Annotated in this window: 21 protein-coding genes; 15 read left to right on the top strand and 6 right to left on the bottom strand. The window is 44.5% G+C overall.

Going from position 1 to position 24,418, the window contains the following annotated elements; all coding sequences use genetic code 11:
• Positions 1 to 105 precede the first annotated feature (105 nt).
• The 5 genes from MHI48_RS29875 to MHI48_RS29855 all read left to right on the top strand — a co-directional run bounded on the left by MHI48_RS29875 (position 106) and on the right by MHI48_RS29855 (position 3,946).
• A complete protein-coding gene (locus MHI48_RS29875; RefSeq protein ID WP_341009606.1) occupies positions 106 to 1,488 on the top strand; it encodes a transcriptional regulator in 1,383 nt (460 codons plus the stop codon).
• Positions 1,489 to 1,728: 240 nt separating this feature from the next.
• On the top strand, positions 1,729 to 1,899 hold the full coding sequence (locus MHI48_RS29870; RefSeq protein ID WP_017691550.1) for an aspartyl-phosphate phosphatase Spo0E family protein: 171 nt from the start codon (positions 1,729 to 1,731) through the stop codon (positions 1,897 to 1,899).
• Positions 1,900 to 1,998: 99 nt separating this feature from the next.
• Complete coding sequence (locus tag MHI48_RS29865; protein WP_036611682.1) at positions 1,999 to 2,379, top strand: GntR family transcriptional regulator; 381 nt, start codon at positions 1,999 to 2,001, stop codon at positions 2,377 to 2,379.
• Entirely contained in the window at positions 2,376 to 3,251 is an 876-nt protein-coding gene (locus MHI48_RS29860) for an ATP-binding cassette domain-containing protein (RefSeq protein ID WP_405142597.1), read from the top strand. Before MHI48_RS29865 ends, MHI48_RS29860 begins: the two co-directional genes overlap by 4 nt.
• Positions 3,248 to 3,946: a hypothetical protein gene (locus tag MHI48_RS29855; protein WP_076329361.1), complete on the top strand. Its 699-nt coding sequence runs from the start codon at positions 3,248 to 3,250 to the stop codon at positions 3,944 to 3,946. The genes MHI48_RS29860 and MHI48_RS29855 overlap by 4 nt, the downstream gene beginning before the upstream one ends.
• A 162-nt stretch (positions 3,947 to 4,108) precedes the next feature.
• On the opposite strand, the gene MHI48_RS29850 is transcribed toward MHI48_RS29855, so the two are convergent.
• From MHI48_RS29850 to MHI48_RS29840, 3 genes are all read right to left on the bottom strand, one after another.
• Entirely contained in the window at positions 4,109 to 4,627 is a 519-nt protein-coding gene (locus MHI48_RS29850; protein WP_405142595.1) for a hypothetical protein, read from the bottom strand.
• A gap of 50 nt (positions 4,628 to 4,677) precedes the next feature.
• On the bottom strand, positions 4,678 to 5,451 hold the full coding sequence (locus MHI48_RS29845; protein ID WP_339196130.1) for an isocitrate lyase/phosphoenolpyruvate mutase family protein: 774 nt from the start codon (positions 5,449 to 5,451) through the stop codon (positions 4,678 to 4,680).
• Between the two features lie 77 nt (positions 5,452 to 5,528).
• Positions 5,529 to 6,581 (bottom strand): bifunctional transcriptional activator/DNA repair enzyme AdaA, encoded by a 1,053-nt coding sequence (locus MHI48_RS29840; RefSeq protein WP_405142593.1) that lies wholly within the window; start codon positions 6,579 to 6,581, stop codon positions 5,529 to 5,531.
• 304 nt (positions 6,582 to 6,885) lie between these two features.
• Between MHI48_RS29840 and MHI48_RS29835 the strand changes: the two genes are divergently transcribed.
• Positions 6,886 to 7,263 (top strand): LysM peptidoglycan-binding domain-containing protein, encoded by a 378-nt coding sequence (locus MHI48_RS29835; protein WP_340983888.1) that lies wholly within the window; start codon positions 6,886 to 6,888, stop codon positions 7,261 to 7,263.
• Between the two features lie 367 nt (positions 7,264 to 7,630).
• Positions 7,631 to 8,203, top strand: a complete 573-nt coding sequence (locus MHI48_RS29830) for a hypothetical protein (protein WP_340028054.1) — start codon at positions 7,631 to 7,633, stop codon at positions 8,201 to 8,203.
• Positions 8,204 to 8,312: 109 nt separating this feature from the next.
• On the opposite strand, the gene MHI48_RS29825 is transcribed toward MHI48_RS29830, so the two are convergent.
• A complete protein-coding gene (locus MHI48_RS29825; protein ID WP_076252010.1) occupies positions 8,313 to 9,230 on the bottom strand; it encodes a phosphatidate cytidylyltransferase in 918 nt (305 codons plus the stop codon).
• A gap of 96 nt (positions 9,231 to 9,326) precedes the next feature.
• On the opposite strand from MHI48_RS29825, the gene MHI48_RS29820 reads away from it, so the two are divergent.
• A complete protein-coding gene (locus MHI48_RS29820) occupies positions 9,327 to 9,881 on the top strand; it encodes a hypothetical protein (protein WP_076252008.1) in 555 nt (184 codons plus the stop codon).
• Between the two features lie 91 nt (positions 9,882 to 9,972).
• Here MHI48_RS29820 and MHI48_RS29815 read toward each other — a convergent pair whose 3' ends face one another.
• Positions 9,973 to 10,434: a VOC family protein gene (locus tag MHI48_RS29815; protein ID WP_405142590.1), complete on the bottom strand. Its 462-nt coding sequence runs from the start codon at positions 10,432 to 10,434 to the stop codon at positions 9,973 to 9,975.
• A gap of 161 nt (positions 10,435 to 10,595) precedes the next feature.
• Between MHI48_RS29815 and MHI48_RS29810 the strand changes: the two genes are divergently transcribed.
• The 4 genes from MHI48_RS29810 (at position 10,596) to MHI48_RS29795 (ending at position 20,197) form a co-directional block, all read left to right on the top strand.
• On the top strand, positions 10,596 to 11,030 hold the full coding sequence (locus MHI48_RS29810; protein WP_076329364.1) for an Lrp/AsnC family transcriptional regulator: 435 nt from the start codon (positions 10,596 to 10,598) through the stop codon (positions 11,028 to 11,030).
• A 3-nt stretch (positions 11,031 to 11,033) separates the two neighbouring features.
• Positions 11,034 to 12,191 carry a glycerate kinase gene (locus tag MHI48_RS29805; RefSeq protein WP_076329365.1) on the top strand — a complete coding sequence of 386 codons (1,158 nt, stop codon included), beginning with the start codon at positions 11,034 to 11,036 and terminating at the stop codon, positions 12,189 to 12,191.
• Positions 12,192 to 12,691: 500 nt separating this feature from the next.
• The gene (locus MHI48_RS29800) at positions 12,692 to 16,297 is read left to right on the top strand and encodes an S-layer homology domain-containing protein (protein ID WP_405142587.1); all 3,606 of its coding nucleotides are present in this window, start codon (positions 12,692 to 12,694) and stop codon (positions 16,295 to 16,297) included.
• Between the two features lie 354 nt (positions 16,298 to 16,651).
• Positions 16,652 to 20,197 carry a DUF4073 domain-containing protein gene (locus MHI48_RS29795; RefSeq protein ID WP_405142585.1) on the top strand — a complete coding sequence of 1,182 codons (3,546 nt, stop codon included), beginning with the start codon at positions 16,652 to 16,654 and terminating at the stop codon, positions 20,195 to 20,197.
• Positions 20,198 to 20,424: 227 nt separating this feature from the next.
• Here MHI48_RS29795 and MHI48_RS29790 read toward each other — a convergent pair whose 3' ends face one another.
• Positions 20,425 to 20,997, bottom strand: coding sequence for a GbsR/MarR family transcriptional regulator (locus MHI48_RS29790; RefSeq protein ID WP_076320388.1), 573 nt, complete (start codon positions 20,995 to 20,997; stop codon positions 20,425 to 20,427).
• A 198-nt stretch (positions 20,998 to 21,195) separates the two neighbouring features.
• On the opposite strand from MHI48_RS29790, the gene MHI48_RS29785 reads away from it, so the two are divergent.
• From MHI48_RS29785 to MHI48_RS29775, 3 genes are read left to right on the top strand one after another with little or no spacing between them, the layout of a single operon-like run.
• On the top strand, positions 21,196 to 22,071 hold the full coding sequence (locus MHI48_RS29785) for a carbohydrate ABC transporter permease (protein WP_076329203.1): 876 nt from the start codon (positions 21,196 to 21,198) through the stop codon (positions 22,069 to 22,071).
• A 59-nt stretch (positions 22,072 to 22,130) separates the two neighbouring features.
• Complete coding sequence (locus MHI48_RS29780) at positions 22,131 to 22,976, top strand: carbohydrate ABC transporter permease (protein ID WP_245838417.1); 846 nt, start codon at positions 22,131 to 22,133, stop codon at positions 22,974 to 22,976.
• 37 nt (positions 22,977 to 23,013) lie between these two features.
• Positions 23,014 to 24,387: an ABC transporter substrate-binding protein gene (locus MHI48_RS29775; protein WP_076329204.1), complete on the top strand. Its 1,374-nt coding sequence runs from the start codon at positions 23,014 to 23,016 to the stop codon at positions 24,385 to 24,387.
• The last annotated feature ends 31 nt before the right edge of the window (positions 24,388 to 24,418 follow it).

The raw sequence follows: 24,418 nt of genomic DNA, 5'->3' as shown, positions 1-24,418 counted from the left end.
ATTAGTTGAAAATATTATATTGACCGATACTTTCTAATTACATATAATTACTTTTGCATACCGATAATCCCGTTTATGTTTTTTATTTTGGAGGGTGGTGTTCGTTTGGAGTCGACAACCACGATACGCGATCACTTGGAAAGTTATCTGAAGCGTGAACAGATGTCCATTAGTCATTTTTCGGAAACGTCAGGGATTAATTCGGGTACGCTCAGCAATATTTTGAATAAAAATCGGCCTATTGCCATGCAGCAGTTGGATCGCATTACTTCCGCCATGAGACTGGAAGAAGGTTACTTCTATGAGTTATACATAGATGAGTGTTTTGTACACGCGACCCCGGACTGGCGAAGACTGGGACCCTTCCTTCATCGCTGTGCCGAGTTGGACAAGTTGGACTGTATTGAAGAGGTTATTCGTCTGATGATGGATAATCTATCCTATATTCCTTTATTATTTGATGTGGCTGAAGAATTCTTCCAAGCGGGTAAATTCAAACCGGCCATTCTTCTATATGAAAATATCGCTGAAAGCGAGAAAATGCAACATTCCGAGCGGCTTGCACTCTGTCAGTATCGACTGTTCCGGTTGGGACTGACTAATGATCAGCACCGGAATCTGATTATTGCATCTCGGTTCGAATATTATGTGGATCGGCTAGATGAACGCTACCAGTTGGATGCGCTTAACGAACTAATTAATGCTTTTGGAGCATTGCATAGATGGGACAAGGTTCAGGAGTTATCTGAAAAATTGAAAATAAAAGCGTCCATCCATTATGAGATGAATGGCCGACGGAAACAAGAAGAGACCAAAAGACCAATTGTTTTCTATATTCTATACTCCGATCTAGCTGCAGGAAGTGCCTGTTATCAATTGAAGGACTACACTGGGGCACTTAAATATGTTTCTTTATATTCGGATAATCGCTGGGTGAGGAACCCGGATAAAGATGAAATCGTAGTTATGAATCAGTTTCAAGAATGGGCTGAAGCTAATCGATATATATATCATTTAATGGGTGGACAGTTTGAGGTATTACCAGATTACCTGGCGTATATCTCGACGAAGGAAAATGAGATATTCCCAGCGCTGTGTGATATTGTAACGGCGGCTAATCGCTATGATAAGGATATTGATCATGTACTCAAACAGTATGAATCCTACTTCACTTATCAGGAACAGAGTAACCGAATTGGTAAAGTAAGCAGACAAGTTACGGATGATCGATATTTACGACTTTTAGCAGATTTGGGTGCATATTATTTAAAGAAAGACGAGTATCATTTAGGTATAGAATTTGTGCTAGATAGTTTAAAATTTTCTATTGAAATTAGCAGTGGACGAGGTATGCTTAGAGGTGTCGGACTGTTCGAGCAATATCGGGAATTTGCATCTGAGACGGCGAAACAGCAATACAAAATGATAATTAGTGAGGTGCAGAAACTCAATGAAGAGAAAGTTGGCTTTGCTGATAGCTACCTGTAGTATCGTTGTATTCATCGTAGCCCCTGCTACGGAACCTGTCCCAGGCAAGGAAATCCCGAACCCCGAAATTATGAGACCCGCTGATCATGGATTTGGAACTTAATGAAAGTAAAGAACGCTTCTGATTTATTCAGAAGCGTTCTTTTTTTTGTGTATCAAGTGGAAGAATAAGTATGTCGTATCTCACATGCGCTTATGATTGGCATAATACACTAAAATATGACAAAAAGGAGGGGTACTATGGATCGCCTGGATTTGATATCACGGATCGAAGATGCCAGACAGTTGTTATATCGCATGCATATGGAATACGGCAGTCTGCTTCATCCTGAAGTGATCCAGCAATCCGTAGTCCTGGACGGTCTTATTAATCAATACAACAGAGCCAAGGTAGGAAAGGCGATGAATTAAGTTCGCCTATTTACATTTGCGTCTTTGTATACTATAGTTAGTTACATGAGTAACTAACCGACTAACTGACTAATGAATACGTATGAAAGTTGGAAGCACATGAAATCGACTTTGGATGAATCTCAGCCTATTTTTCATCAGATTGCTACGATGATTATGGACGATATTGTGGAGGGCAGATTGAAGGTGGAAGAACAGGTTCCCTCAACCAATGAACTGTCACGCTTCTACAATATCAATCCGGCTACAGCCCGCAAAGGACTGCAGGAACTCGTGGACAAGGGGATTATATACAAACAGCGAGGTGTTGGAATGTTTGTTGCAAAGGGAGCAAGAGAAGCATTGCTCGTTGAACGGAAGCAAGATTTTTATGAAGAATACATCAAGCCTTTACTTGAAGAAGCTAGACGGATTCACATGAATGAAGACATGATCATTGATCTGATTCGCGGCAAGAAGGATAAGGAGAGTGAGTTATGATTCATATGGAGCAGGTCAACTACAGCTACCAGAAGACGCCCGTTCTGAACCAGGTTACGCTACATGAGAGTGAGCCAATCATTAGTGCAATTTGGGGAAGAAATGGAGCGGGTAAAACAACCATGATGAGTTTACTTGCAGGGCATAACCGCCCGGACAGTGGAACCGTTCAGATCATGGGTCAAGACCCCTATAATAATCTGGTTGCCCAAGAGCATCTGTGCTACATCCAGGAGAATCATCCCCTGGGGAAAAACTGGACAGTTAGTGATATGGTTCAAATGGGACAATATTTTCATCCGCAGTGGAATCAGGATTTGGCGGAACGTTTAATCGATGTGTTCGAACTACCGGCGAAGAAAAAGATCATTAAATTTTCGAAAGGCATGAAGACTGCTGCCCAGATTATATTGGGTCTTGCCAGTAATGCAAAGATAACCATTCTGGATGAACCTACCAATGGACTCGATGCTGAGAAGCGTAAATTCTTCTATAATGCGCTACTGGAAAGTTATGAAGATAACCCGCGTCTGATTCTCATATCCAGTCATCATATTGAGGAGATTCAGCCTTTATGTGAGTCCCTTATTGTTTTGCAAGCCGGAGAGGTGTTGTTAAATCAATCGATGGAAGAGATGCGCGAAAAAGGAGTTCTTCTAACAGGGGGAATAGATGATATCAACCGAGTCACAGCAGGTGTTAAAGTTATAGAGTCTTCCCAGATGGGATCGACTGTGAAAGTCATGATTGATGAGCCCTACTCGAAAATGTGGAAGGATATCGCTCATTCACAGGGGCTATCCATTGAGAAAGCGACATTACAAGATTATTTGGTTAACAGGACCCGTAATCAAGAGGGGGTTAAACCATGAACGCAGTAAAAGGTACGAACCGACTGATTCGCGATGATATGCGTTTGTTTCTGAGCATATTTTCATCCATCGCTCTAATGCTCGCCGTTGTATATTTGGCCATTGGCTTCATATTTGATGTCTCGTATGCTACGCAACTGTTTGGTCCCATGTACGGAGGGATATGTGCGTTTGCCATCGGGGGAATGATTACACTGTTTCCGGTTGCGATTGGTATGGGCAGTACACGAATTCAATTCATGAAATCCTTCTATATGAACTCGGTATGGATGGTTGCAGGCACCATGGTCATTCTGCATGTGGCGTATTTCCTCATACACCTGCTTCAGGAAAAAGGAATTGTTGACGTAACCCTTTATCAACCAGGCATGTTGTATTCAAACAAATATCATTTTTTATCCTACCTGTGGATCGATCTGATGAGCGGCTTTCTCGTACTGGGAATCTCTGTCTTCCCAACGGTTTGTTGGATGCGCTTGGGGATGCGTAACTTCTTCATTATGTTCTTTGGGGTAGGCCTAATGATCACTCTGATCGTTGTCTTCGCAGATCTTGGGGAGTGGATGAAGTGGTTTGCGAATGTGAATATGATGACACTGTTCACCGTTCTGGGATGTATTGGTGGTGCGCTACTTCTATCTACGTACCCGATGATGAAGAATGCGCCGCTTACCATGAAAACCAAAAAAGACTGACAGGAAACAGTTATAAAGGAACTGGGCAAGGAATCTAAGTGAAATCATTCCGAAATCAGAAAACACGAGTGCGAACACGCCTCGTGTTTTTTGTATCATATTAAATCACTGAATATACCTATTCAACAATCTTTGTGCGGAATTCCAAATGAAGGTGCACCCTTAAGCCTGAGCCTGTGGTTTGAATCCTTCGTCTTTGAGATACTCGCCAGCTTCGCTACGCGTTTCAAAAGCCATATCCAGGTTATCACCGGAATACACATACCACATGTCATCTTCGTATTTTAAAGTCAGCGTATGTCCATCTTCATCGATCCACGTTCCGCCACCCGTAGAGATTGTAGACAATGCAGGAGCAGCAACTTTTACTTGTTCTGGCTCTTGGAATTCAACTGCGTTGGGATTGTGAGACATCGCTTGGATCGTTTCATCTAACAAGGTGCGCAGATCTGCTTCGGAGTAATCACGAATATTGACGAATCCTTTAGCATCGGTCTCATAGTTAGGCAGTAGCCCTGCATAGATATAACCGTTTCCGTTAGGATGAATATGGAGAGCAACAATTTTTTTATCATACGCACTATCCTCGTAGTGGAAATTAACTCGACCGAGAGAAACATCTTTGCGTTGCAGTTGGGGATACGATTGTAGCACTTCTAGCTTTTGTTCCACGTTAAGCATAATTGCCTCCTGTAAATGTTCAATAGAGGTGATTATAACATGCCCTCCTGTTAATTTCCCGATAAAATGTTTCTCCCCAGTTCTTTTAGGTGTTCCATAACTTGCAGATAGGGATATGGCCCGTAACTTACACGTGCTACACCCAGTGTGGCAAGCTGTTTTGGTGAAGGCTCAGGAGACGTAACCATAACGTTAATTGGCAGCGGTGAACGCTCACACAATTCCTGAATCAGTTGGTGATCCTGCAAACCGGGTACAAACAGACCACTGGCTCCTGCATCTGCATAATGGCTCGAACGTATAAGTGCTTCCTCCAGGAGAGAGTGGTTATGGTGTTCAGGTGCATGTTGCAGAAAAATATCTGTGCGGGCGTTAATGAACAACGGGATGCCTGCCTGCTGCGCAGCTTCCCGGGCGGCGGACAATCTCGGGCATTGCTCCTCCACAGTGTACAATCCCAAGCCAGCGGGAAGTTGATCTTCAATGTTGATTCCTACAGCACCATGATCGATGACTTGCAGGATATTTTGCTTCACTTCTGACACAGACCTCCCATACCCTCCCTCTATATCGATCGTTACAGGCAGATCCACGCTCGCTGTAATCCGTGCGAGATTGGCAAGCACCAGATGGAATGACATGGCTTCACCGTCGTGTTCACCGTGGGCCGCAGCAACGGACCAGCTTCCGGTAGCAATGGCCGTTGCTCCAGCGGATTGGATGGCTTGTGCGCTTCCGGCATCCCATACATTGACCAGAACAAGTGGTTTTCCTTTCACATGGTATTGTTGGAACAACGCTGCTTTTTCTTCTAAGGTACTCATATTATGTTGACTCTCCTTTGTTATATCATGCATTCCTTTGGACATTTGATTCTTACTTCATTACTTCATTCTGTTTTTCAGCTACCCTGTTTTTGTTTCTCATGAGTCAAAAGCCAGTTTTTGCGAGTTAATCCCCCGCCATATCCACCCAGTTCACCACTGGCATTGATTACACGGTGACATGGAATCACAATCGCAAGCTGATTGGCTCCATTCGCCTGTGCCACAGCTCGGCAAGCAGTCGGTTTTCCCAGTGCATTTGCAATCTCCTGATATGACCTCGTTTCCCCAGCCGGAATGGCCAGCAACTCGTCCCACACACGCTTTTGGAATAGTGTTCCTAAACAGAACAACGGTGTGTCGAATGCTGTCCGAATACCTTGAAAGTACTCGTTTAGTTCACGCTCAATGGACTGGATGGGAGCTGTAGTGCCGGGTACAATCGCTGATTTGGTTCGTTTGCGCAGACGCTCAACTTCGCGTTCCAGACCTCTGCGGTCCACAAATTCCAGTAAATATAGCGACTCCTCATCTGCAATGGCCATCATCGGGCCGAGGCGGGTGTCAATCCAGGACGCTTTTAGGATATGTCCTTCATCGACTTGTGTAGGGGCGGCACCCATGATCCGTGAAAAGGCATCGCGGAAGCCGCTGCTTGATTCATATCCAGTAGATAATTGGCTATCAATCACGGTGCGGCCGGAGCGAATATTTTTCAGGGCAAGACCCATGCGTCGGGCGCGAGCATATTCGACAAAGGTCATGCCGAACCGCTTCTTGAACTGACGGCGCGCCGTGGATTCATCGATGGAGAGGGCCTTGAAATCCTGTCCTTTCCAGCGTTTCTCCGGATTTTTCTCCACAGCTTCCACTAATATGCGAACGACATCGGATACTTGGTTAGGGTGAGAAAGTGGACGACAGCGCTGGCAAGGGCGATAAGAGGCCAGAAGTGCCTGTTGAGCCGTCTCATAGAATTCGCAGTTTTCGAATTTTGGCTTTCGCGCAGGGCATGTGGGACGACAGAACACACCTGTGGTTCGGACTCCAACATAGAATAAACCCTCGTATTCCGAATCCTTGGCCACAAGCGCCTCGTAATATTGTTCCTTCAGATCAGCAGAAATCATGGGGGCACGTCCTTACTCATTAGAATCTTTATCTATACCTATTATAGAAAAACGTTGCAGCAAGCATCGCCGAAAATCAGGCATGAATATTGGATAGATTAAATCGGATATAACATTGAAATTTGGTTGTTCAGAATTTGTTTAGAGTGAACTGGTAGTATAGACCTATCAGGGTAGGGTGACTTAGGCAAAGATACCTATATAGTGAAAAAGTGAGTTATTGATCATTCATTGTTATAGGAAAAATACATAGGTAAACATGAAATTAAAGATTAGCGGAATGAAAGTCTGGAGGTCGAATAGAATGAGATATTCTACGTACAAAAGTATTTATGAATCCGTTTATACCAAAACGTCCGAGTCTCGCACCATGTATGTTAAAGGTCAATTCATGCAGCGTGTGAAGACGCCAACCTGGCTAATGAAGATCGTCACTATAACTCTAATTATAATCATAGGGTGTAGTGCTGTATTCACTGCATTTGCCGGAGATGAGCAATTGTTGTCAGGGGACCAGATTGTTGTATCTCAGGGAGATACACTGTGGGGCATTTCATTGGTACATAAACCTCAGCAGATGGACACTCGTGTGTATGTAGAAGCTATCAAGAAAGTGAACAAAATTGAGCATAACGCCATTCAGATTGGACAAGTGTTGGTCTTACCTGGGTTCGATCGATAAATTAAACAGTGCATGACGTCATGAACAGAGTTCTTTTTTTACTCATCGAGGTGCAGTTACATACTGAATTTATTAATCATTTACATATAATGGAGCTTCATGTGGGACGATATGGTGTAGTGATTAGTAAGTGGTGTGCTATATAAGTTGAACTAAAGAATATTTACACTGACACTACGATGACAGAATAACCTTCCAATCGCTGTTATCCCCAGATTTTTTGATTCCCTTTTCTTAAAGGGAAAATCCGGGGATAAAGGCGAACGCTTCGCTTTTTCAGGTTTTTTCTGTCCTCTCCGTTATCGTGTAAATGATTAGTTCAACTGATATAGATATATGTGCTGTAGATGAATGAAGGGAGAATTAGATGATGAAAATAAATATAAAGAAATCTGCACTTTGCATGTCTGTGCTCTGTATTTCTCTATTTGTCAGTGCCTGTGGCACTAGTGGTGAATCGGTTCAGGAACATGCCTATCCGGAATCGAAGCAACCCGTAGAGGAAGCTGGAGAAAACTCTGTACCGAATGCGGATGCGAAGAATAACAATAGCCAAGGCAGTGCCAGTGGTGATGAGGGTAAGCCTACGGCTCAATCGGAATCCACTGAACCGTCTGAGCAGATTGATATCGTCATTGACCAGTCGGAGAAACCGAGCGAGGGTAACAGTTTTGATTTTGGAATTAAACAGGTTCCGAAGGGCTATACACTAACGGAGATGCGGTGGACGTCTAACACGGTGACGATTGTGAATTCACTACAGGAAGCCATTGAACATGGTGGAAATGGAGAAGATGGCTTTTACTTTAGCGGTAATGGACAATTCTCCGGCTTTATCTATTCGGATGAGATGAAGGGCGAGCGGGGCAAAGCCACATTTGTCTTCACAAATGATGAGGGGAACGAAATCATGTCCGAAAAAGAAATTACGTTGAAGTAGCGTAGGCATATCATGAAGGCTCCATCTAGAGCCTGTTGAACAGGAAAAGCAGCCACTTGGGCTGCTTTTTTTGACATACATAATTACAAGATCGCCGATCTATCTGTTGCTACATAAAGTCAAAGAAATAACGGACCACGTGGAACATAACCGGCGAGGTATAAGTCAGGCTATCAACCCGGCTCAGGTAGCTTTTTTTGAGCGAATCGAACTTGTTGTCATCCCCGATTAACAGGTCGCGCTTCAGAACAGACACCGTCAGACTGCCAAAGAATCCAGCCAGACTGATCAACACCCCGATGAACAGCGAGAATTTCCAATCAAATGGCGTCAGGTAGGGATGGATGAAATAAGACGTAGCTGTCGTTACAATAAATGCACACGCGAACCCTTCCCAGGTGACAAATGGATTGGCAGTAGGCACCACTTTTCGTTTGCCCAGATAGAGAGAGACCAGATAGTGCACCACATCATTAAGCTGTGTTAACACGACGAGAAACAGCACCAGCTTGGACCCGTACTCCGGTGAGGCAAATGGAAAATAGGCCAGGTGGCTCAGCCCAAACACCATCAGCATTAGTCCCCATTGTGTGGAGCTGACACTGCGCAGGAAACCGACCGTACCTTTGTTAATCAGGCGTGGCAAGGGGAGCACCAGGAACACATATAGTGGAATAAACACGATAAACATGCCATACCATCCAATGTAGATCCAGTAGAACTGAACCGGAATCGCCAGATACGCCCATAGGAACAGCCTACGGTCGGCTTTGCGTGTGCTGCGAATCATGGAGAAGTATTCTTTGAGTGAGAAGAATGCAAGCACCATGAGGGAGATGAGGGACACGATGGGGTTAAAAAGGGTGGCGAGGCAGAAGATCACAAACATACCCCACCAGGTTTTGATTTTTTGGCCGATGCCTGAATAGTCTTTGCTTGGCTGAAGCTTTGCAATAATTTTGTACACGATATGTATCACAAGTAAAGCTGTGAAGATTAACGTTAGTGTAAAGAGTGAACTGCTCACGTACCGATCACCTGCTTATTCAAAGTAAGATTCCATTATAGGGTACCTATGTTATTATGAAGGAATAGTGCCAACTTGATAAGGGGAAATTTTGCTATGACAGATGAACGCTCCATCTATATCCTGCTTACGAATACAGGAACGCTGTTTACCAAGGTTATTCAGAGCTATACCCGAGCGCCATATAATCACGCATCGATCTCATTTGACCGGGAGTTAACCGAGCTGTACAGCTTCGGCCGCAAGCATCCGAGCAATCCGTTGAATGGCGGGTTTGTGAAGGAAAATATTCAGACAGGTACATACAGCAAGTATCCCAATACCACATGTGTCATATACAAGCTTCAGGTGACGGATCGTGAAGTGGAAAAGATGAAACGTGTGCTGCACATCTTCATCCGAAGCCGCCAGAAATATATGTACAATCTGCTCGGCGTGATCGGCATTACACTCAAGGAACCGGTGGAGTTCAGCAACTCCTACTTCTGCTCCCAATTTGTAGCTGAGATTCTGCAGCGTTCGGGAATCAAACTGTGGAACAAGCTGCCTGCGCTGGTGACACCGGATGATTTTCGCCAGAGTGAACGATTGCAACTGGTTTATGAAGGGAAACTAAGTGAGTATACGCTGGGGAATGCAGAGCAAGAGTAGGGTAGGTGTGTGTGCTGGTGCTTGCCAAGCAAATCCAATCATGAAATAGCCTGCTGCCACGGATAACGAGGCAACAGGCTGTTTGTGTACTTCATGTAGATGATGGTGAGGATCGGTCGAAATTAACCTCTTCAAGGAATTCGATCACTTCACCATTCGGACTGTGGACGAGCGCATTTCTAACCCGAAGTGCAGGTTCGCCAAGCGATATCCAATCCGGTTCAACGTAGGCCTTGGCTCCATAGGCGAGCGCTCGCTGATAGATGACTTCTACATCATGCACGTAAAAGGCAAAATGTAATAGTGCGCCGTGCCGGACCGCTTCAGGAGAGGTGGCAGGTTCACCCTCCGCAGGAATGACTGCTTTTGGATCAAATACCTCAATACAGGTGCGCTGATCCGGAGAGATCAGCATACATGCCTCGGTAATGTGGAAGGAAGGCAAACTCCAGGAGTGACCGACCTTGAATCCCAATACTTTTGTATAAAACGCCAGAGTATCTTCGTAATTACGAGCCTGAATGGCTACATGTGCAAGTCCAATAACACTCACATTACATCGCTCCTTCTTCAGATTGTATTCTAAAGTATAGGGTTAATATCGCATTGGAACCATACAATATCAAAGGATATAATGAGATAGAATCTAACTATTTTTAGCTAATTTATTAGAAAAACCTTATTAAATAAGCCGACGACTCGGAGGTCTTACAAATGGAACACATAATAGATGAAATCGATCAGCAGATTATGCGCTTGCTGCAACATCATGCACGTATCCCCGTTGCACAGATAAGCAAAGAAATTAACATGTCCCAACCTTCGGTTAAGGAAAGAATTCTGAAACTGGAGGAGAGAGGTGTAATAATGGGATATTCAACCAGCTATAATCTGGCCCAGTTAAATCGTGGAACCACGACGTTTATTTTGCTCAAAACAGAGCATTGCGACGAGTTGGTTCAGTTCTGTGAACAGGCTATCGAAGTCACGGATGTCTATCGTATTAGCGGTGAGTATAACTACCTGATCAAGGTACAGACGGCGTCCATTGAAGAACTTGCCGAATTTCAGGATTCACTGGTGAAGCTGGGACCCTCCAAATCCCATATCAGCATGAAAAATATTATGGAAAACCGTGTTCTCCTTTAAGATATGAGAGAGACTAGAGAGAAGACATTTGTTCTGGCACCGGATTCGTTCAAAGAAAGCATGACAGCAAAAGAAGTATGTATCGCGATGGAAAAAGGGTTGCGTAAAATATATCCGACGGCACGCTATATTCATGTACCTATGGCAGATGGTGGGGAAGGTACGGTGCAGTCCCTTGTGGACGCTTCCGGCGGCGTCCTTCACCAGCACGAGGTGAGCGGACCATTGGGCCAGACAGTCACTGCGCAGTATGGCATTCTGGGTGGCGGAACAACGGCGGCCATCGAAATGGCGTCGGCCAGCGGCATCCACTTGGTTACCAAGGACACCCGGGACCCGCTCCGGACGACAACCTATGGAACAGGCGAGTTGATTCGCGCATGTCTGGACCTTGGCATACGCAAGATCATCATTGGCATTGGTGGTAGCGCGACCAACGACGGTGGGGCTGGCATGGCTGAAGCACTTGGTGCGAAGTTTCTGGATGCACAGGGTCAGCCGCTTGCGCGTGGGGGCGGGGCTTTGGATCAACTGGCTCAGATTGATGTATCTGGTCTGGATGAGCGTTTGCAGGAAGTGGAGTTCATTGTGGCCTGTGATGTGACCAATCCCCTATGTGGGGAGCATGGCGCATCAAGGGTGTTTGGACCACAAAAAGGGGCTACTCCAGAGATGGTTGAACAGCTGGACGCGAATCTGTCCCATTATGCAGATGTGGTGAAACAGCAACTTCATAAAGATATCCGAGATGAACAAGGAGCCGGAGCGGCTGGTGGATTGGGCGCGGGACTCTTGATTTTTACACAGGCTGTATTACGTAAAGGGATTGAGATTGTCATTGAATATACTGAGTTGCGTAAAAAGTTGATTGCTGCGGATGTGGTATTTACGGGTGAAGGCGGTATCGACTTCCAAACGAAATTTGGCAAGAGCCCCTATGGTGTTGCTCGGGCAGCCAAGGAAGCGGGTAAACCTGTGATTGCCCTTGCAGGCTATGTGGGCGAAGGGATCGACACCCTCTACGCGGAAGGCATCGATGCCATATTTGGTATTGTGCCTGGGGCAGCAGATCTGGATCGACTATTACGAGAAGGCCCGGAGAATGTGGAACGTACCACCGAGAATATTGCCAGGGTGCTGAAGCTGGGGTTACTTTCTTAGGTCAGTGCCCATCCGGATCGTATAGGGTCGGATTGGAATGTGATGTGACAAAGACGAGATGCGGATATGCCTGATATCAGGTGATCTGTTTCTCGTTTTTTTTTTTTTGCTGTGAAGTTCCATTGTATAGTTGTCGTTCAGGTCGCTTCGTTGCGTTATTTTTACCCTTGATGGCACAATGAAGAAATTGCACATACAGTTACGTATCTGATGGCCAATATGTTCACGACGGGCAGCACATTGTATGTGGATGGCGGGTACACCTTGATTTAAGAGCCGGAGTTATATAGGTCCCAAAGAATACTGTTTTAAAATAAAATGATGAATTTTGGCGAAAAAAATTGAGATCCATCCTATTTTTGTACTACAGGATGGATCTTTTTCCTTTTATTTACTCTTTTTGTTTAGATTCTGTTTATCGCAGTGCACTACAATAGGCCTTACGTATCAGATGGATTGAATTTATATGTAAAAAACATGAGATAGGGAGGATCAAGTACATGAATTATAGGAAAATAATTAGTTTGGTGCTCATTATGGTGTTAATAGCTCCGTGGTTGGCACCAGCAGGGAAGGTTAGTGCAGGTGGCTCATATCCTGTACCAGGAAATGATGGGAAAATCACAGTCAAGCTTACTGATGATAATAACATAGAGGTGCGTTGGGGCGCTGGTTTCTCTGACACCACTGAAACTCGTAACCTAAAATATCAGGTCTTTGTTTCTAATACTCCTAATCTGAACAACATGACAGAGATCAGGGACAATCTAGAGTATGGAGATGAGGATTGGGTGTTGGGTTCAACATCTAATGACGATACGTTCTCCAAAATATTTCAAGGTTTAGATACCAGCGAAACGCTCTATTATAATGTGATGGTTGTAGATCAAGATGATATGGAAGCCTCCTATCAGATGAAATCATTCAATCCGAATACACAGCTGAGTCCGTTGGAGCAATTCAACGATGTTAAAGAGAGAAAAGTTTTGGATAATTACACCGATTTTATACCAGAAGTAATGGAGCTGTTTAGTAACAAAGACTTCTTAGCTGATCCCGATTTTGAATCGTTGTCTGAGGATGAGCAATATGAGATTGCAGAGTACATGTTAAAGGAGTCAAGCCCACCAGCATCTAGTAGATATGAGAGTAAGGAACAAGTCCAATATGTAGTGCAATTAGCCTTGCAAGCTCGGAATCTTCCTCGAGAAATTGGTGGACTTGACTCCAGAGAAGTCCTTGATGCATTTTTTAATAAACAAGCAGAGCGACTACAGCTACAATTTCATAACCAGGAAGAAGATAATGAGTACTATGAACGTATCCACTATTATCTTGATTCCTCTGAAATTGAAAGACGTATGGCAGCTTTCAGATATGAGGGTAAACTCACCAGAAATCTTGATATTTCACAAATACTCGATTATACAAAATCTGCATTGGAAGACACCCCTTTTATTAACAAGGTAACAACAGTAGAAGAGATGGTGAACAAGTTAATAAATATGTTAGAAATTCAAGAAGATATTGAATCGTATAATTCCAAAGAAGAAAACCAAGAAAAACCACTTGGAAAATTCCCTTTGGATGTTAGCAAATTGAATGATCTTACTTCCGAAGAACAAGAAGAATTGGCAGAATATATGCTTAGTGAAAGACCACTTGGTGGATATGCAAGTTTTGAAGAAATTCAGACTGCATTTAATAAATTTTTCCCGGATGATAACGAAAGCGATCCATTGACTGTCTTAAATACTGCAAAAACTAATGGTAATATAGCGGCTATGCGTTTAGCTATGGAAGATCCAGATCTGGGTATCACTCTGCCTAACGGATACGGTGCTTTGTCTTTGCAAGTTAGAGATTTCATTGCGGGATTCTTGATTGAATATGTAAATAAAGATTACAAAAATAAAGAACAGGTCCAATATATGATGGAACTTGCTGTTCTGGCCCAATCCGTTTGGGAGCAGAGGGAACTCAGTGTTCTTAGGAATAAGCTGGATCTGCTCGCTCAGCAATTAGTAAATGGACCTAATCACTTTAATGACCAACAGACCTATGTGTTACGTAGCATTGGACAACAACATTTGGAACGTAGCAAAGTAGATAAAGGTGTACTGGCATATAATTACTTGCATCTAGTTGCATTCGAAAGGTTGGAAGGAGTGTCTAAAGGGGATATTGTTGATCCTGAGATTGTCCTGAATCTCCTCTCTATGCCTATCGATTCATTTGAGCAAGCTACTTCTATACCACGAATGGATCAATGGCTTGATAAAGCAATGAAAGATCAGATTAAAGGTGAAGCGTTCTTCAGCAAGTACAAATTTAATCTTAGAGGCGCTCTTGATTTATCCAAAAGAGCAGAACTTAGTCCTGAAGGCCAGAAGGAATTGGCTGAATGGGTCCTAAATGAACAAGACAGGTATGAGGATGTTGGGAATCTACAAAATGTATTTAACCGATTCTTTACGGCTCCTAATGTGAAGGGGAATGACATCAATAACACCCTAACGGGCTTGGACAGCACGATGGAGATATCCTTTGACAATAAGCTGCACTGGATTGATGTTGCCTTCATTCAAAAAATGGACCTTAGCGGTAACAAAACGGTATGGGTTCGTTACAAAGCAATCAGCGATGAACTGCCAGGCCGCGCCGTGAAGTTTGTCTTTACACAGAATGGTGATAGCAGCACAGATAATGGCAATACGCCAACGCCTAACCCGGGTGGTAACACAGGTGGTGGTGGCGGATCATCTACGACTACGCCAGTAACGTCTACACCTGCACCAACAACGAAACAAGAGCAGATCGTGGTTGATGTTAATGGAACAAACGGCACCAACCTGACCAAAACACCAATTACCCGTACAACCGAAACCAACGGCACGATCAAAGATCTGGTGAAAATGACCGAAGCCATTGCCAAGGAATCGGTGGAAAAAGCGAAACAATTGAATATGAACACCGCACGCATTGTTATTCCAGACACTAAAGATTCCGTGTCCGAGACACGTATTGAACTTCCTAAAGCAGCGGTAAAAGAACTAAATGATGGTTCGCTCAAACTTGAAATCTCTACAGAGAATGTAGTGATTTCCGTTCCGACGAATTCCATCGCTGGATTCGATCAAGACTTGTACTTCCGCGTTGTACCTTTGAAAAAGGAATCGGAGCGCAAAGAAGTTGAAGAACGTGCGAAGAAAGAGCAGTTGATTCAACAAGTTGCTCCGAATACGAATGTTCGTGTACTGGCTCGTCCGGTAGAGATCGACACGAATATGCAGAGCCGCGAAGTGACACTCACATTGCCACTGCGTGACAGTCTGCCAACCGATCCGGCTGCTCGTCAGCAAGCATTGGACAACCTGGCGATCTATATCGAACACAGTGACGGCACAAAAGAATTGATCCAAGGCAAATTGGTGAAACTCACGAATAATAGCGAAGGCATCGAATTTACCGTAACAAAATTCAGTACGTTCACCCTCGTTGTTGTGGATGGACTGAAAGCTTCACAAAGTACACATCAACCGTACATCCAAGGTTTTGGTGCAGATTTCCGCCCGGATGCATTCGTAACACGTGCACAGATGGCAGCCATGCTGGCTCGCAATCTTCCAACTGAAGCGGCAGCAGGTTCCGTGAGTAGCTTGAGCTACAAGGATGTATCTGCGACACACTGGGCAACAAGTGAGATTCAAAAAGCGCAATCCGCTGGCATCATGAACGGCATGAGCAACACTCAATTTGCACCGAAAGGTTCGATCACCCGTGCACAGATGGCTACCATTGCTTATCGCTGGATGCAGCAACAAGCGAGTAATACAACAGTGAATGGTACAGCAGTGTCCTTCACAGACGTATCCGCAGACCTGTGGGCAGCAGATGCGATTGCATACGTGCAATCTGCTGGCCTGATGGTTGGTTACAACGATGGTACATTCAAACCGGACAGTAAGCTGACCCGTGCTGAAGCGGTGAAAGTGCTGAATGTATTATTCAACCGCACACCTCTAACTGGTGCAGTTACGCCAACGTTCAGTGATGTACCAGATACACACTGGGCATATGCAGATATTGAAGCTGCAGCGCAGTAATAATATCTTTGCAAGATTAAGAGGCTTACAGCAGGCAGTTTAGTTATGAGCAAGCTAATAAAGTAGAACAAAGAAGGCCACCCCAAATAGGGTGGTCTTCTTTGTTCTACTGAAATTCAGGGAAGTATATTCTAAGATTTGATTAAACTCGCGGTATATATTTTTATAGGTCTTAGATAATATATCTCAAAATAAAAATGTTGAATAATGACGAAAAAAATGAGTATTTTTACTAATTATATCTAAATAAATGGTTTTAAACCCTTTTATTTGCTCTGTTGTTCAGAATCCGTTCAGAGTTGTGTACTACAATAGGCCTATCTTAGAGAAGCGAGATTAGGGAGGAAAGAAAAGATGCAATACAGAAAAATAATGAGCATGTTGCTCATTTTGGTGTTGGTAGCTCCATGGCTGGCACCAGCAGGAAAGGTAAGTGCAGGAGGATATACCAATCCAGGGAACAATGGCCTAATTACAGTGAAAGGTGTAGATGACAACTCGGTTGAAATTAGTTGGACATACGCCTATTCCGATTCTACTTCCCCGCCTGATTTATATTATCGGGTTTTCTTATCTGACGAACCGAATCTAATAGACGCTGCTACAATTAACGGTCACACAACCGATTATTCCTATAACCGTTGGATTCAGGGTTCGGAATCTACAGATGGTACTTTTCACCAACAAATTACGGGTTTAAGCGATGGTGAGACCTATTATTTCAATGTAATTGTTCAGGATAGATACAGTATGGAAACTGCTTATCAGATGCAATCCATTAAATTTACTACACCGCTGAATGGATTCAATAACTCTATTGGTCAAAACTTTGATGCAGCTAAAATAACTGAACTGTTCGAAAATGAAAATTTTATCACTACGACGCCGGATTTTGAATCTCTTCCCCTGGAAGAACAGAATGCACTGGTAACATTAGCGGGACATATGAATGAGCCTGTTAATGCGTATCAGAGTAACAGTGAGGTTCAATTTTTGGTAGATTATATTCAACAAGGCATTTCAGTATCGAAAGTAAATGAATTGTCCGATGTCCAAGAAAGACTGACTGCTTATTACGACAAATCTCTTATTTTTGCAGCGGCGGTTAGTCCTGAATATCTGAATATGATGAAACCGATGCTAGATCGATATCTTCTAGCTTCTGATCTGGAACAGAATGTATTGGCATTCAAAATTAAACTACAACGAATTGCTAATAATTCATCCCTTGAAGAATCAGTTATGAATCTTTCTATGGCATCGAGCCAAATTATCAATTTCACGAATGCCTCAACACAAAGTGAAATGATTAATGCGCTAATGGATTTATATCAGCTACAAGAACAAGCAGAGGCGTTTAAAGGCACAGATAAAGAGACCCTCGTTGGTACATTCCCGCTTGATTTTAGTAAAATGAAAAGCATTTCCTCCAACATGACTGAAATGGAAAAGCTTACTGACTGGATGCTGTTGAAAAAGCCGGGTAATGGCTATTTAACATATAAATCCGCGCAAGAAGCATTTGATGAGTTCTTTGGCACTCCTGAGAAGCAATCGCTGAAGCAGCTGAACGCAGCGATAGTTCTCAAGGATAAAGTTACAGTGTTATCCATATTAAAAAATACAGATCTGCTCAATCATCCTGGAGCGTTTAGTGAGCTAACAGATCAAGAACAAAAGACAGTTGCTGCTACGTTAGTGCAGTTGACTCCGAGATCGGGATCTTACAATGGAGATCAGGTTCAATTTATTGTAGATATAAGTATCAATATCCTTTTGGGGTATCGGTTAGATTACCGAGATATGGCTTCTGCATTAAATAACATTTACGATCAGGTCATTGCAAAGGGTGCTAATCTGTTTTCTGAAGAAGAGTTTGAACAGTTCAAGAGAGCAGCAGATTTTTATCTGAAAGCTAACCAGGCGGATCAGCAGTTAATTGCTTATATTGCGAAGTTCACTTCTGTTGCAATGGACACTGAATCGTCTGTAGGTCTAATGTTTACGCTATCTGAAGAGTTCCCTTCAATTAACCAAGCAGAGACAGCGAGTGAGATATTAAATAACTTGAATTTGTACCAAATGCTTCAAATGCAGTACCAAATACTTTTAGCCAACAATCCAGAATTAAGTCTTCAGGAATCCCCTCTGAAGTTTGACCAGATAGTAACATTATCAACGAATGCGGAACAGCAACAACTCGCAGAGTGGATGCTTAGTGAACGACCTGATGGAGGATATGAAAAAATTAAAGATATTCAAAGAGCATTTGACTTGTTCTTTGCTCCCCCAGCGCCTAAAGTGACTGCTGATGATACAGCCAATGTGGTTATCGGTGCAGATGAAACGATGGAATATTCCAAAGATAATGGGGAGACTTGGAATAAATTTACCAATACAGATCGATTTGAGGGCAACCAAATAATTGTGGTTCGTGTAAGAGCCAAAGGCAACACACCGGCATGGAAATGGACAACACTTACGTTTACATCCAATACTCCAACACCTAATCCTGGCGGAAACACTGGTGGTGGCGGCGGATCTACGGCGCCTGTAACAACTACACCAGTAACCTCTACACCTGCTCCAACAACGAAACAAGAGCAGATCGTGGTTGACGTTAATGGAACAAACGGTACCAACCTGACCAAAACGCCAATTACCCGTACAACCGAAACCAACGGCACGATCAAAGACCTGGTGAAAATGACCGAAGCGATTGCCAAGGAATCTGTTGAAAAAGCGAAGCAATTGAACATGAACACCGCACGCATTGTCATCCCAGACACCAAAGATGCCGTGTCCGAGACACGTATTGAACTGCCTAAGGCAGCGGTGAAAGAACTGAATGATGGTTCACTGAAACTTGAAATCTCCACTGAAAATGTAGTGATCTCCGTTCCGACGAATTCCATCGCAGGATTCGATCAAGATTTGTACTTCCGCGTCGTTCCACTGAAACAGGAATCGGAACGTAAAGAAGTCGAAGAACGTGCGAAGAAAGAACAGTTGATTCAACAAGTTGCTCCGAATACGAATGTTCGTGTATTGGCTCGTCCTGTAGAGATCGACACGAATATGCAGAGCCGCGAAGTGACACTCACGTTGCCACTGCGTGACAGTCTGCCAACCGATCCGGCTGCTCGTCAGCAAGCATTGGACAACCTGGCGATCTATATCGAACACAGTGACGGCACAAAAGAATTGATTCAAGGCAAACTGGTGCAACTCGCGGATAATAGCGAAGGCATCGAATTTACCGTAACAAAATTCAGTACGTTCACCCTCGTTGTTGTGGATGGACTGAAAGCTTCACAAAGTACACATCAACCGTACATCCAAGGATTTGGTGCGGATTTCCGCCCGGATGCATTCGTAACACGTGCACAGATGGCAGCCATGCTAGCTCGCAATCTTCCAACTGAAGCGGCAGCAGGTTCCGTGAATAGCGTGAGCTACAAGGATGTATCTGCAACACACTGGGCAACAAGTGAGATTCAAAAAGCGCAATCCGCTGGCATCATGAACGGCATGAGTAACACCCAATTTGCACCGGAAGGCTCGATCACCCGTGCACAGATGGCAACGATTGCGTATCGCTGGACGCAGCAACAAGCGAGTGCAACAACCGTGAATGGTCCAGCAGTTTCCTTCACAGATGTATCCGCAGACCTGTGGGCAGCAGATGCGATTGCATACGTGCAATCCGCCGGTCTAATGGTGGGATACAACGATGGTACATTCAAACCGGATAGCAAGCTGACACGTGCGGAAGCCGTGAAAGTGTTGAATGTATTGTTCAACCGCACACCACTAACTGGCGAAGTTACGCCAACGTTCAGTGATGTACCTTCATCCCACTGGGCATATGCAGATATCGAAGCTGCAGCGCAAAAGTAATATTTTAAAAAGAAAAAAAGGGGTCATTAATGCAGTAGTATATGGAAAAGAAAACCCCTAAAAACGGATAGGATATGACAATACAATAGATAGAATAAAAAAAGAGCTGTTCCAAAAGCCATACATTGGCTAGGAACAGCTCCTTTTTGCGCTTTAGTGTGACTTAACATTGGTCTAGGTTGGTTAGCGCTTGATCACCCATTAGTTATTCTGTTTACGCAGTTGTACTACTCTTTATCGGGCGTGTGTGAAGCATTCTCGTAAAACTTACCATCCCGCAACTGATCCACGAATCCTTGTAACCAGACGTAGTATTGCTCCGCATGTTGGAGTTTGTGCAGATCACGCAGTGCATCATCTCGATCTTCAGAAGAGGTATGTTCCGAAAGGATCATTGCCGACAGGTCAGGAATGACCTCGCGAATGCCTTCTAACATGACATCTACTTCCCGTTGGAGCTTGGCCCCGAAGAAATTCTGGAACGTACGATAGAAGTCGGTCTCAGCCAGATATTGATCCTGGCGCTCCTTCTTTTCCTCCAGTTTATAGATCATCTGTGATTCTGTAAGCGAACGAACCGCATAGCTCATGTTGCTCTTGCTCATATTCATCGAGTTTTTCATCTCTTCAAGTGTCATCGGTCGATCCTCAAAATACATGATGCCGTACAATTTGCCAAACGTATGATTAACCCCATATAGATCCATCGTATTGGCGATGGCCTCAATGACTCTCTCCCTCAGCGCATGCCGATCAGGTAACGAAGAATGATTCGGGTTCCCGGCGGTTTCTTTTCCCACAATGTCACCTCTGGTTTATGATAGCGTTCCCACTAGCTGCCTCATATTTTACATGACTTGCTCCAATTTTAACATAAGCCGGAATTAGAATTTTCAATACGAGTGTACAATCAATTTTGTACAGAATAAATATAAAGCTGATTATACTCAAAAATTCCCAATCATTAAAGAAAAATTGGACAGTAAGGAGTGGGGGATTTGCGTTTAAAACTATGGAGGGAGTCTGAGGCGGTACTATTCACGCTGCCAGCTCTAATCCCATTGCTGATCTTCTGGCTGGGACCTCTGGGATATATCGTTTATCTCAGTTTCACCGATTGGGACTTCATGAGCCCGGACAAGTTGTTTGTTGGTTTGGACAATTACAGTTATCTGCTGACAAACTCTGAATTCTATCGATCACTGAAAGTAACCTTGTTATTCGGACTGGGGAGTGTAATCCCAACTATTGTGGGCGGATTGGCGCTTGCGATGCTCATGATTAGCAAGATCAAATCATCCGGCATCTTCCGGACATTACTCTTCTCACCTTGGGTCACCCCGACAGTTGCGGTGTCCATTGCGTGGTCCTGGATCTTCGAGCCCGAAGTGGGACTCGCTAATCTGATGCTGGGCTGGGTAGGCGTATCTCCGATCGGCTGGTTGCGTGACGCGGACTGGGCATTGGTTGCTGTTCTGATCGTCACGCTCTGGAAGTCGATTGGGTGGGCGATGGTATTTTATCTCGTTGCACTACGAAATCTACCTTCCGATCTGCTCGAAGCAGCTTCAATCGATGGTGCAAACGGTTGGGATAAGTTCAGAAGTATCACATTGCCGCTGATCTCACCAACGACGTTTTTTCTCTCAATTATTCTTACCATCCAGTCCTTGCAAGCCTATGACCAGATCAATGTCATGACGCAGGGTGGACCGGCGGGATCAACGAGAACGTTGCTGTACATGTATTACCAGTCTGCATTCGAATCCTTTAACGTAGGTGAAGCTTCGTCCATCGCCGTTGTGATCATTCTGATCTGCGTGTTGCTCTCGGGAGTATCCTTCCTGCTTGGCAGACGTCTGGTGCACTACTAATGACAATGACATTGCCCAACAAAAAGTCTAAACGGATGAAGCGCAAGGAGTTGCAGAACGTGTCACAACCGAATTTTAAAATAAGTAAATTAATCCGCTACCTTCTGTTAGCCATTATCGCGCTGGGTACAGCCTTTCCCTTCTATTGGATGGTCATTAGCGGGTTCAAAACCAATGATGAGATCTGGCAGTTCCCGCCGACCTTCTGGCCGGAGACGTTCCTATGGAGCAACTATGTGGATGCCTGGAACGCGGCACCATTTGCCCGTTACATCCTGAACAGTACCGGGGTAGCCTTAGCCATCTGTTTATTTCAGATCGTCAACTCCAGTATGATGGCGTACGCCCTGACACATATGAAATTCCGTATCAAAGGTGCACTGACATCCCTGATTCTGGTGGGTTATATGATACCGAGTACGGCCGTGTATCTGCCTAGTTACCTGGTACTTAGCGAACTTAACCTGCTGGATTCCTACACAGGCTTGATTGTATCCAACTGTGTCAGCGTGTTCTCGATCTTCCTGATCCGGCAGGCGTTCATGCAGGTATCTCATGAATTGGTGGAAGCCGGACAACTGGACGGTGCATCCCACTTCCGGATTCTCTGGACGATTATTACGCCGCTTGTTCGCTCAAGCTTCGCCGTGATGGTGCTGATTACGTTTATTGAACAGTACAACAACTATTTCTGGCCTATGCTCATCACCAAAGACCCTGACTTACAGCTGGTATCGGCGGGTCTGCGCAGCTTCTTTGTAGAAGGTGGGGCATATGGACTTGCTTGGCCACAGATTATGGCTGCGAGTGCCTTCACCATCGCACCCCTACTTATTCTCTTCCTGTTCACCCAGAAGACCATCATGCAGAGCGTGAATATCACGGCTGGTGTGAACAAGAACTGATATGCACTACCATTCACCTAAAACGGGAGGAACAACAATGAATTGGAGTCAGGCAAGCATGACATGGAAAAAGAGATTGAGGTTGAACTGGAAGAGTGGCATGTCGCTGGTACTCGCGACCAGCTTTGCTCTACTGACCGCTTGTGGAACACAAGCACCCGCAGAATCAGGCACGACGGCTGCCGCCAGTGGAACCGAAGCTCAGGCGAAAGATCCGGTGGAGATTGAGTTCTGGTATGGTCTGGGTGGTAATCTGGGCGATAACATGAAAAAGACGATTGATGCGTTCAACGCCTCCCAGAACGAAGTCGTTGTAAAAGGGATTGTACAAGCAGATTACACGGAAACGGAACAGAAGCTGCAAGCAGCAATTGCTTCCAAGAAGGTTCCAGCCGCTGTACTCAGCTCCAATATAGACTGGGCACGCAAAGGATATTATGCACCCATGGATGAGATGATTGCCGCTGATCCGAATTTTAAGAAAGACGATTTCATTCAGACATTCCTGAACCAGGGACAGGTGGATGGAAAGCAATACTTTTTGCCAATGTACGGTACGACTCAAATCATGTATTACCGTATGGATACGTTCAAGGAGAACGGAATCGACCCAGCGAGTCTGACGACTTGGGAGAAGCTGGCTGAGGCGGCAGCGAAGATGAGCAAGCAAGAAAATGGCAAGACCACCTTCTACGGTTGGGAACCAATGTGGGGTAGAGACAATATGATTGATGCCGTGCTGGGTAAGGGCGGACAGATTCTTAGCGACGATGGCAAAACCGTTATGATCGACTCTCCGGAATGGATCGAGACATGGGACCTGTTCCGTAAATGGATCAACGAAGACAAGATTATGGGCATTCATTATGGAGGTCAGGGCTGGGAGTACTGGTACAAAACGATTGATGATGTGATGAAAAATAAAGCAGCAGGTTACACCGGATCTAGTGGTGACCAAGGTGACTTGGATTTTAGCGTAGTCGCTGCAATGCAACAACCAGGCTGGGAAGGTATTGGTGAAGGAAAACCGGTAGCAAGTGCCATTTCGGCAGGTATTCCGTCAGCTGCAACGCCTGAACAACAACAGGCAGCATACAAATGGCTTACGTATTTCTCTGAGACTTCAAACACAGCTTCATGGTCCATGAACACCGGATATATCGCAGTACGTCAATCTGCTCAACAAGATCCAGAGTTCATGAAGTTCAGTGAGGAAAATCCGCAGATCACCGTACCACTGCAACAGGCAGCTCACGCTTCGGCTCCCTTCCAGGATCCAACGGGTGGCAAGATCAATGATGCTTTAAAAGATGCAGCTGATCAGGTACAGATCAATAATATGCCAGCGGAACAAGCGCTGAAGGAAGCGAAAGAGAAAGCACAGAAGGAACTGGATCGTGTAACGAAATAACGATATCGACAAGAACTGTTTCCAAGAGACT

This window comes from Paenibacillus sp. FSL H7-0942 (genome assembly GCF_045040715.1).
Lineage (GTDB): Bacteria > Bacillota > Bacilli > Paenibacillales > Paenibacillaceae > Paenibacillus > Paenibacillus amylolyticus.
Note: the sequence above shows the minus strand (reverse complement) of the source record. Positions and strands in the feature narration are given on the sequence as shown.

Bases quoted from the DNA above. Each gene is read 5' to 3' on its own strand.
- MHI48_RS29840 (WP_405142593.1), bottom strand. From the start codon at position 6,581: ATGATTTCTGCTGATCTGAAGGAACAATATTACGAGGCGCTTGTGGCC.
- MHI48_RS29860 (WP_405142597.1), top strand. From the start codon at position 2,376: ATGATTCATATGGAGCAGGTCAACTACAGCTACCAGAAGACGCCCGTT.
- MHI48_RS29775 (WP_076329204.1), top strand. From the start codon at position 23,014: ATGAATTGGAGTCAGGCAAGCATGACATGGAAAAAGAGATTGAGGTTG.
- MHI48_RS29800 (WP_405142587.1), top strand. From the start codon at position 12,692: ATGAATTATAGGAAAATAATTAGTTTGGTGCTCATTATGGTGTTAATA.
- MHI48_RS29805 (WP_076329365.1), top strand. From the start codon at position 11,034: ATGAGAGAGACTAGAGAGAAGACATTTGTTCTGGCACCGGATTCGTTC.
- MHI48_RS29855 (WP_076329361.1), top strand. From the start codon at position 3,248: ATGAACGCAGTAAAAGGTACGAACCGACTGATTCGCGATGATATGCGT.
- MHI48_RS29830 (WP_340028054.1), top strand. From the start codon at position 7,631: ATGATGAAAATAAATATAAAGAAATCTGCACTTTGCATGTCTGTGCTC.
- MHI48_RS29850 (WP_405142595.1), bottom strand. From the start codon at position 4,627: ATGCTTAACGTGGAACAAAAGCTAGAAGTGCTACAATCGTATCCCCAA.
- MHI48_RS29845 (WP_339196130.1), bottom strand. From the start codon at position 5,451: ATGAGTACCTTAGAAGAAAAAGCAGCGTTGTTCCAACAATACCATGTG.
- MHI48_RS29820 (WP_076252008.1), top strand. From the start codon at position 9,327: ATGACAGATGAACGCTCCATCTATATCCTGCTTACGAATACAGGAACG.
- MHI48_RS29795 (WP_405142585.1), top strand. From the start codon at position 16,652: ATGCAATACAGAAAAATAATGAGCATGTTGCTCATTTTGGTGTTGGTA.
- MHI48_RS29870 (WP_017691550.1), top strand. From the start codon at position 1,729: ATGGATCGCCTGGATTTGATATCACGGATCGAAGATGCCAGACAGTTG.
- MHI48_RS29835 (WP_340983888.1), top strand. From the start codon at position 6,886: ATGAGATATTCTACGTACAAAAGTATTTATGAATCCGTTTATACCAAA.
- MHI48_RS29810 (WP_076329364.1), top strand. From the start codon at position 10,596: ATGGAACACATAATAGATGAAATCGATCAGCAGATTATGCGCTTGCTG.
- MHI48_RS29865 (WP_036611682.1), top strand. From the start codon at position 1,999: ATGAAATCGACTTTGGATGAATCTCAGCCTATTTTTCATCAGATTGCT.